The following is a 12592-nucleotide window of genomic DNA, read 5'->3' on the forward strand; positions in this document are numbered from 1 at the left end:
AAGTTCATGGATAAGGGGCAGGGCATGCAGCCAGGTGTTGATTGGTCACTGAGACCCTTGGCTGATATGTCGGCGGCGGAATTCAATGACTGGCAGGCCCTGCTCGAAGAGCGCTCCGGTATGGTCGTGACCGAGCAGCGTCGGGCCTTTCTTCAGACCAATCTGAGCAGCCGAATGCGCGAAGTCGGGGCGCAGGACTACGCGAGTTATTTCCGTCAGGTCACTGACGGCCCCCGCGGGGCTGTGGAATGGTCCACCCTCATGGACCGTCTGACGGTACAGGAGACTCGCTTTTTCCGTCACCCGCCGTCGTTTGCAGTGCTTTCCGATTACATAAAGGGGCGTGTCGAGTCGCGAAGCGCTGCTCAGCCCTGGTCGCTGTGGAGCGTTGGTTGCGCAAGCGGCGAGGAAACATACTCGTTGGCGATTTGTACCGCAGAGGCGCTCAAGTGCGCCGGCGGCGAAACACAGTTTGGTGTGATAGGAACCGATATCAGTCTCAGCGCGTTAAGCCGTTCGCGCGAGGGCCTTTACGGTCTTCGTCGGCTCGAGCAGCTGGACCCCGACCTACGCGAGCGGTATTTCCAACCACTGGCGGGTGATCGTTTCCAAGTAGTGCCTAGCCTGGCAGCAAGGGTGTGCTTTGCCCGACTTAACGTGCTGGAGCTGGCCAGTTCGCCAATGTCCGATGTGGACGTCATTTTTTGTCAGAACCTGTTGATTTACTTCCGTCGCTGGCGCCGCCGCGAAATCCTCAATCGTCTTGTCGAGCGCCTGGCGCCGGGAGGATTGCTGGTTATCGGTGCGGGCGAGGTTGTTGGTTGGCAGCACCCGGAGCTAGTTCCGGTGGCTGATAGTCAGGTTCTGGCCTTTACCCGGAAATGTTTATGAGCGGAGTCGCTATGGGTGATCGGCACGATTATGTCGCCCTGGAGTGGGTGAAAGGCGAAATTGCCGAAACGCTGAAGCAGGCACGGCAGGCCTTGGAAGCGTTCGTCGAAAACCCGCAAGACTCGACGCGGATGCGCTTCTGTCTGACCTACGTGCATCAGGTGCTCGGCACCTTGCAGATGGTTGAGTTTTATGGCGCTGCACTGCTTGCCGAGGAAATGGAGCAGCTTGCCCGTGCGCTGTTGGATGAAAGCGTCGCCAGCCAGACCGAAGCGCTTGAAGTGCTCATGCAGGCGATTCTGCAGATGCCGGTTTATCTGGATCGTATCCAAAGTGCTCGGCGCGATCTACCCATGGTCGTGCTGCCGCTGCTTAACGATCTTCGGGCGGCGCGTGGCGAGAAGCTGTTATCGGAAACCAGCCTGTTTTCGCCAAACATGTCCGCGCGGGCGCCGGCCCTGTCGGGCGAGTTTTTGGCGCAGCGACAGACCGAGGATCTGCCAAGTTTGCTGCGAAAACTACGGCAGATGTTGCAGGTCGCGTTGGTAGGGGTCATTCGCAACCAGGATCTACCTACCAACCTAAGCTATATGGCGCGAGTCTTCGCGCGTCTGGAAATGCTCTGTAAGGATGCGCCGTTGGGCGCGCTGTGGCAGATCGCATCCGGCGTGGTTGAGGGGCTCGCCAGTGGCGCTGTCGTTAATGGCACCACGGTTCGGAACCTGTTACGGCAGGTAGACAAAGAGCTGAAGCGTCTGGTCGCTCAGGGCGCAGAGGGCATCAACCAGGCCGCCCCTGACGAGCTGACCAAGAATCTGCTGTTCTATATCGCCAAGGCGCCGGCTCAGTCGCCCCGCATCCAGGCCTTGAAAGCTGAGTACAGTCTGGATGATGCGTTGCCTGACAGCACGCTAGTCGACGAAGAGCGGGCTCAGCTGGCCGGGCCGGACCGCGGTGCCATGCGCTCGGTTGTGGCCGCTTTGTGTGAGGAGCTGGTTCGGGTCAAGGACAGCCTGGACCTCTTTGTACGCAGCGACCGTCTGGGACTCACTGAGCTTGGCGCGCTGCAGCCGCCGCTCAAGCAGATTGCCGATACACTCGCCGTGCTCGGTTTCGGTCAACCACGTCGGATCATTCTAGAGCAGATCAGCCTGGTCGAAGCCTTGGCCAATGGGCAGCAGCAGCCTGACGACGCTGCTTTGATGGATGTCGCAGGCGCCCTGCTGTACGTCGAGGCGACGCTCGCTGGCATGGTTGGGGGCACCGCAGCCGAGCATCGAGGCGAGGAGAGTCACCTCCCAACCACGGACGTCGGCCAGATCCATCGCCTGGTTATCCGAGAGGCGCGTACAGGCCTGGAACAGGCGAAAGACGCGATTATCGAGTTCATAGCCTCCCAATGGAATCATCAACATCTGGCGCGTGTTCCGGAGTTGCTTACCCAGTCCCGCGGCGGGCTCGCAATGGTACCCCTTGCCCGCGCTGCTGCCTTGCTGGATGCCTGTAACCGCTACATCCAGGAGCAATTGCTTGCGAAGCAGGCGATCCCGGATTGGCAGAGTCTGGATACGCTGGCTGATGCAATAACCAGCGTCGAGTACTACCTCGAGCGTCTCAGCGAAGATTGCGGCTCGCAGGGCGACCTGATTCTGGATGTCGCTGAAGAAAGTCTGCAGGCGTTGGGCTATCCGCTCAGTGAGCAGCCTTCTAGCGCGTTGGGAGAAGCCAGCCCTGAGGTGAGCGTCGAGCCGTCAGATCCGCTCGATGACATCGAAGTGCTGCCTTCCGAGCCCGCGGAGGCCCCCGAGCCGGCTGCCGAAATGCAAGACCAGGCCTCGATACGATCAGATTTACCGCCTTCTGAGCAGCACCCGAGTGTTGATACCGAGCTGGCCAACCAAGGAGCATTGGGCGTCGATGTTTTGGCGGAAACCGAGTCGTTCGATTGGCCAGGCGAAACTCTCGAACTGACCGAGTTGGAGCCTTTGCAGGCGGACGATGCGTCGCACGCTGCCGAAGGACAGCCTGCCGATGATTCGCCGGGCTACGAGCTGGAGTGGAGCGAAGCCGAGATGGCTGCGCTCGATATGCCTGAAGTCGTGCTGCCCGGCCCCATGGTTCATTCGGCTTCTGACGAGCCGGCTCTGACCATGGAGGACGTAATGGCTACGCCTGTCGTCTCGGTCAATCCCCCTGCTTGGGATGTTCCGCCGAGCCTTCTGCCTCCGCCTGAAGATGAGGAGGCAGTCGATGATGACTTGCTCGAAGTGTTCATCGAGGAAGCCGCTGAGGTTCTCGAAACCATCACCGAATACCTGCCGCGTTGGTGTGAAGACCCCTCTGACAAGGAGGCGCTCGGCGAGGTGCGGCGCGCCTTCCATACACTCAAGGGCAGCGGGCGCATGGTCCGTGCGTTGATCATTGGCGAACTCGCCTGGTCTGTCGAAAACCTGCTCAATCGGGTCCTTGATCGCAGCATTGACGTAGGCGAGCCGGTCAAGCAACTGGTACGTGACGTAGTGGCTCTGATGCCAACCCTGGTCGAAGAGTTTGCAGCGAAGGCACAACGCCAGCGCGACGATGTCGATCGGTTGGCTGCCAACGCTCACGCCTTGGCCAAAGGGGAGTCACCTGAACCTGACCCTCAGGGCGGAGTCGCGATTGACCAGCCGGCCCAGGAAGAGGTGATTGATGAAGTGCTGGATCCGCAGTTGCTGGAGATATTCCGCAACGAGGCAGAGGCGCATCTTGCAACGCTCGTCGACTTTCTCGCCGATTGCGCGCAACGTCTGCCGCAACCAGTTACCGACCCTTTACAGCGTGCGCTACATACCCTCAAGGGGAGCGCGCACATGGCCGGAATCCTTCCGATGGCAGAGATCGCCACACCATTGGAAAGAATGGTCAAGGAGTTCAAGGCCAACCTGATACAGATGGATCTGGCTGAGGCCGAACTGTTACATACCGCAGAGCAGCTGCTCAGGCGAGGGCTGGACAATCTTGAGCGTGAGCCACTGGCAACGATCGAGGGAGCAGAAGATTTCATAGCCAGCGTGCATGCGCTGCATCAGGCACGGCTGGCGGACGCTGGCGAGCGTGGTGATACAGAACAGGGTGAGCCACGCGATCCAGGCATGATTGCGATGTTTCTCTCCGAGGGCATGAACATCCTGCTCGACGCCGAAGCGCTTTTGCAGAGCTGGCGCGAGCATCCTGCCGAGCGGCAGGAGCTAACGGCGTTGTTGGAAGAGTTGACGACGCTTGGTCTCGGCGCTCAGATGGCCGAGCTTCCGCAAATCGACACGCTGTGTCAGGTGTTACTCGACCTGTATGCGGTTGTGCAGGAAGGTCGTCTCGCAGTCAGCGCACGGTTCTTCGATGACGTTGAACAGGCTCACGAGGCGCTGGTTGGCATGATGGATCAGGTGGCGGCCGGTCTGCAGGTGACCGGACAGCCGGAGCTGGTGGGCCGGCTTGAACAGTTGCTGGCCGAAGCGATTGATCCGCTCACCTTTGAGCAGCCGGGCGAAGAAAGCGCCATGGCGCCGTCTGCTACGTTTGACTCAATGGACGGTGCTACACAGCCTCAAGCCGAAGCCGAAGCCGAAGCCGAAGCCGAAGCCGAAGCCTGGCTCGCCGAGCCTTCGTTGGGCCAGGACGAGCTAGACGAGGAAATGGTCGAGATCTTTCTTGACGAAGCGGTCGATCTGTTGGAGAGCGCTGGCGGTGCGCTGGAACGCTGGCTGGGAGACCCAGCCAATCAGTTGGCGTTATCGGCCTTGCTGCGTGACCTGCATACCCTCAAAGGCGGCGCGCGAATGGCTGAAATTCGGCCGATCGGTGATCTCGCGCATGAGCTGGAAACCCTCTATGAAGGGCTTTCAGACGGTCGCTACGTGCATACGGATGATCTTGCCTCGCTGCTCCTACGCAGCCACGATCAGCTGGCTATTCAACTTGAGCAGCTCCAGGCGCACAAGCCAATGGACCCCGCTGCGCGGCTAATCGAGCATATTCGCGCCTATCGGCATGGGATCGCACCGAGCTTCGACCCGGCTGTTTCGTCCGATGACGAAATGCAAATGGTCGACGAGGACCCGCAGAGGGCTGAGTCCGCTGCTGATGACTCAGAGCAACTGAAAGCTGCGCAGGGGCCCGATGATCCCATGCTCGAGCATGATGCGGACACCGATGAACCTGAGGTCGAACGTGCATCGGGCGACGCTCTCCCGTTTGAAGCGTTGGTCCAGCCAGTGGAGCAGGTTGTCGTAGAGCTGCCCGAAGAGCCGAAACCGGCCGAATCGAAGGAGCCGACTCCGGCGGCCGAGTCAGGCAAGGCAGGAGCAGGCAGCTGGGAAAACCGCGATCCAGAGCTGGTAGAGATATTTCTAGAGGAAGGCTTTGACATCATCGAGCGCGCCGGAGCATCGCTTCAACGCTGGATCGATGATGTGGACAATAGTTTTGAGATCGAAGCGTTGCAGCGGGATCTGCACACCCTGAAAGGCGGTGCGCGGATGGCGGACATACGCGAGATCGGTGATCTGGCCCACGAATTGGAGTACCTCTACGAGGGGCTGTGCGCCGGTCATTACCGCGCCAGTCCAACCTTGTTCGCCCTCTTGCAAACATGCCATGACCGCCTCGCGGCGATGCTCGATGCCGTGCGCGCTTTCCGTGAGCTGCCGGACGGACAAGACCTGATCGCAACCATTCAGCGTTTTCGGGCGAACCCTGAAGAGCAATTGAGCATGCCCAGCAGCGTTGCGTTGAAGGCAGCGCAGGATGCCGCCCAAGACGCTGCCGAAGCCGAGATTCTCGATATTTTCGTCGAAGAAGCGGACGAGCTGCTGGAGGAAATGGAGTCCGCTCTCGGGCGCTGGGAAGCCACAGGGGATGGCGTCGCGCCTCTGGCCGACATGATGCGGGTGCTCCATACCCTGAAAGGTGGTGCGCGGCTGGCGGCTCAAGTTCGTCTGGGCGACATGGCTCATGACCTGGAGCAACGTCTCAGCGATGCGCAACTGCAAGACGGTCCATGGACTGACAGCCTGTTTCTGGACGTGCAGGGCAGCTATGACGCATTGCTCAAAGAAGTCGAGTCGATGCGCTCGCGGCTGATAACTGAGCCCGATCTGGAGACAGACTCACAGCCGCAGGAAAATACGCAGGCGGAGCACACAAGCTCGTCCGTCATCGTGCTCGAAACGCCTATTGTGGCCGCCAGTGCTCAGGCTCCGATCAGCACCTCGCCGGCTAAGGTTCTGCCATTCATCCGCCGCGCCGAACAGGCTGCACTGGATGCTGCTTCACGCCGCGCACCGCAGGAACTGGTCAAGGTGCCTGCGGACCTTTTGGAGGGATTGGTCAACCTGGCGGGCGAAACATCAATTTTCCGCGGTCGGGTTGAGCAGCAGGTCAGCGACGTTGGCTTCACCTTGGGAGAGATGGAAGCCACTATCGAGCGGGTTCGCGATCAGTTGCGACGGTTGGACACCGAAACCCAGGCGCAGATCCTTAGCCGCTATCAGGCTGAGGCCGAGCGTGCAGGCTACGACGACTTCGATCCGCTGGAAATGGACCGGCATTCGCAGTTGCAGCAGCTGTCACGCGCACTGTTCGAGTCGGCATCGGACCTGCTGGATCTAAAGGAAACCCTGGCCGCGCGTAATCGCGACGCGGAAACCTTGCTGCTGCAGCAGGCGCGGGTCAACACGGAGCTGCAGGAAGGCCTCATGCGCACCCGCATGGTTCCCTTCGATCGGCTGGTGCCTCGTTTGCGCCGGATCGTTCGTCAGGTGGCTGGCGAGCTAGGCAAGCAGGTCGAGTTCCAGGTGGGCAATGCGACAGGTGAGATGGACCGCAGCGTACTCGAGCGCATCGTTGCGCCATTGGAGCATATGCTGCGCAACGCGGTTGACCACGGTATTGAGGTCGGCGCCAAGCGTGTCGCAGCAGGTAAGCCCGAGCAGGGCAACATTCGCCTGGACCTGAGCCGTGAAGGCGGGGATATCGTGCTGGCCTTGAGCGATGACGGTGCAGGCATCAACCTTGAAGCCGTTCGCCGCAAGGCGATCGAGCGCGGCTTGATGCAGCCCGGCATCGAACTGTCGGACCATGACGTGCTGCAGTTCATTCTCGAGGCCGGTTTCTCGACCGCCGAGCAAGTGACGCAGATATCCGGGCGTGGCGTCGGCATGGATGTGGTGCATTCCGAGGTCAAGCAGCTCGGGGGCTCCATGAGTATCGAGTCTACGCTTGGCAAAGGAACACGCTTCCTGATCCGCCTGCCATTCACTGTGTCGGTCAATCGGGCTCTGATGGTGTATTCCGGCGAGGATCTTTATGCGATTCCGCTGAACACGATCGAAGGTATCGTGCGTGTGTCGCCTTTCGAACTCGAAGCCTATTACCAGCCAGGTGCATCGCGCTTCGAGTATGCGGGACAGACCTATGAGTTGCGCTACTTAGGCGAGCTGCTGAACAACGGTCAGCGGCCAAAGCTGGTCGGGCAAAGCCTGCCGTTGCCGGTAATCCTGGTGCGTTCGAATGACCACAGTGTGGCGGTACAGGTCGATAGCCTCGCCGGTTCCCGAGAAATTGTGGTGAAGGGCTTGGGGCCGCAATTTGCCACTGTGCCAGGTATTTCCGGTGCGACCATCCTCGGCGATGGCCGAGTTGTTGTGATCCTCGATCTGCTCGCGACAATCCGTGTTCTGCATGCGCATTTGCTCACCCAGCAGCAACCATTGCGCCTGCTCGGCGAAGACGAACCGGCCGATATTGAAGTTGATCGGCCAACGCTGGTGATGGTCGTTGACGATTCGGTGACTGTGCGCAAGGTCACCAGCCGCCTCCTAGAGCGGAACGGAATGAACGTGCTGACGGCCAAGGATGGTGTCGACGCAATCACGCAGCTGCAGGAGCGCAAGCCGGACATCATCCTGCTGGATATCGAGATGCCGCGGATGGACGGTTTCGAAGTAGCGACGCTGGTGCGACACGATGAGCATCTGAAGGATCTGCCCATCATCATGATTACCTCGCGAACCGGCGAAAAGCACAGGGATAGGGCCATGGCCATCGGTGTGAACGAGTACCTTGGAAAGCCTTATCAGGAATCGCTGCTACTCGAGACAATCCAGAAATTGGTTCCGCGTCATGAGTGAAGTCAGCCCCGCCCGTATCGGTGTGATCGCAGACACTTCGTTGCAGCGCCATGTGTTGCAGCAGGCCTTGAGTGCCAATGGTTACAACGTCGTGCTCAACTGCGACCCGGCGCGGATTGAGGAATCAGACCTGGTGGCAGCGCAAGCCGACCTGTGGCTGGTTGATCTCGCGCAGACCGAGGATTCCCCTCTGGTCAATGCCTTGCTCGAGCGGGACAGCTGTCCGGTTTTGTTTGGCGAGGGGCACGCGCCGGAGCGCCACTCCGAACATTATCCGCGCTGGGAACGGCGCATGTTTGGCAAGCTGAAGCGGTTGGTTGGCGACCCTTCTCGAGTTGTGGGCCCACGTCTTGAGGTGTTGCGTGGGGAAGCGGAACGTGCCACCCGCCTGGCGTTGCCTGGCACGCTGCTGGCTGCGGCTGATTCGATCGCCGGGGAACCTGCCCGCGAAGTATGGCTACTGGCGGCATCGCTGGGCGGGCCAGAGGCGGTAAAGGCTTTTCTTGATGCGCTGCCGGTGGGGCTGCCGGTTGGCTTCGTCTACGCCCAGCATATCGAGGCAAGCTTCGAATCGGCCCTATCGCAAGCGGTGGGGCGACACAGTCAGTGGAGCGTTAATCAAAGTCGTGCAAACGACTCGATACGTTGCGGTGAGGTGGTCGTGGCGCCTATCAGCGAGGAGATGGGGTTCGGCAAGGATGGCGCCATGCTGCTCCATGGGCGAAGCTGGCCCGAGCCCTATAGTCCGTCCATCGATCAGATGATGCTTAATCTGGCTCAGCAGTTCGGTGATCGTTGCGGTGTTATCGCATTCAGCGGCATGGGCAGCGATGGCAATGCCGCAGCCGCCTATGTTTTACGTCAGGGCGGCAGGGTCTGGACACAACGAGCCGACTCTTGCGTCTGCTCGAGCATGCCCGACAGCCTCCGCGAGGGTGGCTATAGCTCGCTCAGTGGTGACCCTCGCGAGCTGGCTCAGGCCTTGGTCAATCATTTTGCGCAACAGGCCAGCCAGCCCGTTGCGGCATTGCAACTGGATAACCTATGAGTCAAGCCGCTATCACTCAGGATACCTCTGCCAGCCTAACCGGGCTTCTGGTCCCCTTAGCCGACCGAATGTTGCTAGTGCCAAACGTCGCGTTAGCCGAGCTTATTCCTTATCGCGCTCCGCAGTCGGCGCAAGGCACCCCGCCCTGGTTCCTCGGGCAGGTGTCGTGGCGAGACCTGACATTGCCGCTGCTGTCGTTCGAGGCGGCATCGGGCGGTCAACCCAGCACCGGGGCCGGTTCGCGCGTAGCCGTGCTAAATGCCCTGGGTGGGCGTGATCATGTGAAGTTCATTGCTTTGCTGGTTCAGGGTATCCCGCGCTCGGTCAAGGTTGACCCAAATTTGGCACGCTCGGACGTCCCGTTGGCCCCCCTGGAGTTGGATGCGGTCAACCTGGGCGATGTCCAGGCGCGCATACCGGACCTTATCGCGCTGGAGCAGAAACTGGCGGACGCCGGCCTGATCTGAGTCGGGACATGCCGGTCGTGTCGGGCCGGTCGTCAGGTCAACTGCCGTGTTTTTCCGCTCAGGCGTCCGGCTGGAAATCACCCCAGAGTTGCTGCGCGATGCTAAGTGCCACCACCGGGGCGGTTTCTGTGCGCAATACTCGTGGCCCGAGGCGGGCCGGTTGAAACCCTGCATTGCGCGCCAGCTGGACCTCGGCGTCACTCAAGCCGCCTTCGGGGCCAATGAGAAACGCTAACGTAGCTGGTGGTCGATGCGAGGATAGCGGTTCAGCTACCGGATGCAGGACCAGTTTCAGATCCGCGTCCAGCCCCAGCCAATCCTGCAGTGGCATTGGTGGGTGAATGGTCGGAACGACCGAACGTCCACACTGTTCGCATGCGCTTATGGCGATCTGGCGCCAGTGCGCCAAGCGCTTATCGGCACGTTCGTCATTCAACCGTACTTCACAGCGCTCGCTGACGATTGGCGTAATTTCCGCAGCGCCCAATTCGGTCGCTTTCTGAATGGCCCAATCCATACGCTCGCCGCGCGACAGCCCTTGCCCCAGGTGGATCTTCAGCTTTGATTCGGGCAAGCCTGGGCGCTGCTCATGCAGTCGGACCTTCACATGCTTCTTGCTCACCTCCACCAGTTCGCCGCAGAACTCCTGGCCGCTGCCGTCGAACAGCTGCACTCCAGCGCCGACGGGCAGTCGCAGAACCCGGCTGAGGTAATGCGCTGAAGCTTCCGGTAGCTCGCATGTACCAAGTGAGAGAGGCGTGTCGATGAAGAGTCGGGAAATGCGCATCGGAAAGCTACGGTCGAAGGTTGGGGCGGCAGTTTATAGCGTCGGCCGTGTACCCTGAAGCCCAAAGCCTGTGTCGGTGCTAGCCGGGATCGCGGAATGTGCTGGGCGCGCCCGGTGCCAGAGCAACGCTGATTGCCGCGCGTGTCGCAATATCGATGCCTTCGGTAGCAACCTCGGCAAGAAAGTCGATTTGTTCCTCGGTGATGGTATAGGGCGGCAGGAAGTACACCACGCTGCCCAGCGGGCGTAATAATGCGCCACGTTGCAGAGCGTGCTGGTAGACCTTCAAGCCGCGGCGCTCTTGCCAGGGATAGGGAGTTTTGCTGGCTTTGTGCTGCACCATCTCGATGGCAACGGCCATGCCGGTCTGGCGCACCTCGGCCACGTTCGGGTGATCGCTCAGGTGTGCAGTGGCCTTGGCCATGCGGGCTGCCAACACTTTGTTGGCCTCTAGGATGTTGTCTTGCTCGAAGATGTCGAGGGTGGCCAACGCCGCCGCGCAGGCCAGGGGATTTCCGGTATAGGTGTGTGAATGAAGAAAAGCCCGTAAGGTCGAGTAATCGTCATAGAACGCCTGGTACAGCTTGTCGGTAGTCAGCACAGCGGCCATGGGCAGGTAGCCGCCGGTCAATGCCTTTGACAGACAAAGGAAGTCCGGTGTGATCCCGGCTTGCTCGCAGGCAAACATGGTGCCGGTGCGGCCGAAGCCTACCGCAATCTCATCATGGATGAGATGCACCTCGTACCGGTCACAAGCCTCTCGTAGCAGCTTGAGGTAGATCGGGTGGTACATGCGCATGCCGCCTGCACCCTGGATCAGGGGCTCGACGATCACTGCCGCAATGTCGTCATGGTGCTCGGCCAGGGTTTGCTCCATATGGGCGAACATGGTGCGCGAATGCTCTTCCCAGCTCACGCCGTCTGGACGCAGGTAGCAATCCGGGCTCGGTACCTTAAACGTGTCCAGCAAGAGCGGCTTATAGGTGTCGGTGAACAGCGCCACATCGCCTACCGACATGGCTGCGACCGTTTCGCCGTGGTAGCTGTTGGTCAGGGTGACGAACCGCTGCTTGCCTGGGCGTCCGATATTGCGCCAGTAGTGGAAGCTCATCTTCAGCGCGACTTCAATGCCGGTCGATCCATTATCGGTGTAGAACACCCGATCGAGCCCGGCAGGCGTGATGTTGACCAGCCGCTCCGACAGTTCGACCACCGGCTGGTGGCTGAAGCCGGCAAGCATGACGTGTTCGAGCTGATCGAGCTGGTCTTTGATGCGTTGGTTGATGCGCGGGTTGGCGTGTCCGAATACATTGACCCACCAGGAGCTGACGGCGTCCAGATAGCGTTTCCCATCGAAATCCTCAAGCCACACGCCCTCGCCGCGCCGGATCGGAATCAGAGGAAGCTGCTCGTGATCTTTCATCTGAGTGCAGGGGTGCCAGAGCACGGACAGGTCACGCTGCATCCAGCTGTCATTCAGGCTCATCGTTGCTCCTTGGTATAGACATCGGCGCAGCCTAGCAGAAACCGCGCGGCGGTCCGTTCAGTGAAAGCGGACCTATCTACCGGGCCGATATTTTGAAACGAAAAAATGCGATTCATTTCGATCTGTTAGCCGTTAGGCTAAGCGCGTCAATCAGTTCGGGACTTAGCAATGCAATGGCGAAACTCTTCCACTAACTACGGTCTGGTCAGCATCACGATGCACTGGCTGGTAGCGGTTGCCGTAGTCGGCCTGTTTGCGCTGGGTTATTGGATGGTCGGGCTGACCTATTACAGCAGCTGGTACCGCACGGCGCCGGACATCCACAAAAGTATCGGCTTGCTCTTGCTGGCCCTGATGATTCTGCGCGTCACCTGGCGCTTCCTTAGCAGCGGCCCAGCGCCACTTGCTAGCCACGGCCGATTGACGCGGTTGGCGACCAAGGCGGGTCACGGCGTGCTCTACCTTGGGCTGTTCGCAGTGATGATTTCGGGCTACCTCATTTCCACGGCAGACGGCCGCAGCATCAGCGTGTTCGGCTGGTTCGAAGTGCCTGCGCTGATCACCTCGATTCCGGATCAGGAAGACATAGCCGGACTGATCCACGAATACCTCGCCTGGGGACTGGTGATTTTCTCCGGTCTGCATGCCCTGGCGGCTCTGAAGCACCATTTCATCGATCGCGATCCGACGCTCAAACGAATGTTCGGACGCGCCGATGCCTGACAAACCTCGAAAGGAGTATTC

The 12592-nt window shown here is 60.1% G+C and carries 7 protein-coding genes; 5 read left to right on the forward strand and 2 right to left on the reverse strand.

Annotated features, from left to right (window positions below; all coding sequences use genetic code 11):
* Positions 1-24 precede the first annotated feature (24 nt).
* Genes RT21_RS03435 through RT21_RS03450 form a run of 4 tightly spaced genes read left to right on the forward strand, consistent with a single transcriptional unit; the run spans position 25 to position 9575 of the window.
* Positions 25-891: a CheR family methyltransferase gene (locus RT21_RS03435; protein WP_046161835.1), complete on the forward strand. Its 867-nt coding sequence runs from the start codon at positions 25-27 to the stop codon at positions 889-891.
* 11 nt (positions 892-902) lie between these two features.
* Complete coding sequence (locus RT21_RS03440) at positions 903-8060, forward strand: Hpt domain-containing protein (protein WP_046161618.1); 7158 nt, start codon at positions 903-905, stop codon at positions 8058-8060.
* Positions 8053-9108, forward strand: coding sequence for a chemotaxis protein CheB (locus RT21_RS03445; protein WP_046161619.1), 1056 nt, complete (start codon positions 8053-8055; stop codon positions 9106-9108). The genes RT21_RS03440 and RT21_RS03445 overlap by 8 nt, the downstream gene beginning before the upstream one ends.
* The gene (locus RT21_RS03450; RefSeq protein ID WP_046161620.1) at positions 9105-9575 is read left to right on the forward strand and encodes a chemotaxis protein CheW; all 471 of its coding nucleotides are present in this window, start codon (positions 9105-9107) and stop codon (positions 9573-9575) included. The genes RT21_RS03445 and RT21_RS03450 overlap by 4 nt, the downstream gene beginning before the upstream one ends.
* A gap of 58 nt (positions 9576-9633) precedes the next feature.
* Here RT21_RS03450 and RT21_RS03455 read toward each other — a convergent pair whose 3' ends face one another.
* Together RT21_RS03455 and RT21_RS03460 are read right to left on the reverse strand one after the other, a co-directional pair.
* Entirely contained in the window at positions 9634-10362 is a 729-nt protein-coding gene (locus RT21_RS03455) for a 16S rRNA (uracil(1498)-N(3))-methyltransferase (RefSeq protein ID WP_046161621.1), read from the reverse strand.
* A 79-nt stretch (positions 10363-10441) separates the two neighbouring features.
* Complete coding sequence (locus RT21_RS03460; RefSeq protein WP_046161622.1) at positions 10442-11848, reverse strand: adenosylmethionine--8-amino-7-oxononanoate transaminase; 1407 nt, start codon at positions 11846-11848, stop codon at positions 10442-10444.
* 168 nt (positions 11849-12016) lie between these two features.
* On the opposite strand from RT21_RS03460, the gene RT21_RS03465 reads away from it, so the two are divergent.
* Positions 12017-12571: a cytochrome b gene (locus RT21_RS03465; RefSeq protein ID WP_045423743.1), complete on the forward strand. Its 555-nt coding sequence runs from the start codon at positions 12017-12019 to the stop codon at positions 12569-12571.
* Positions 12572-12592 lie beyond the last annotated feature (21 nt).

Source organism: Pseudomonas sp. 10B238, assembly GCF_000970615.1.
Classification (GTDB): Bacteria; Pseudomonadota; Gammaproteobacteria; order Pseudomonadales; family Pseudomonadaceae; genus Stutzerimonas.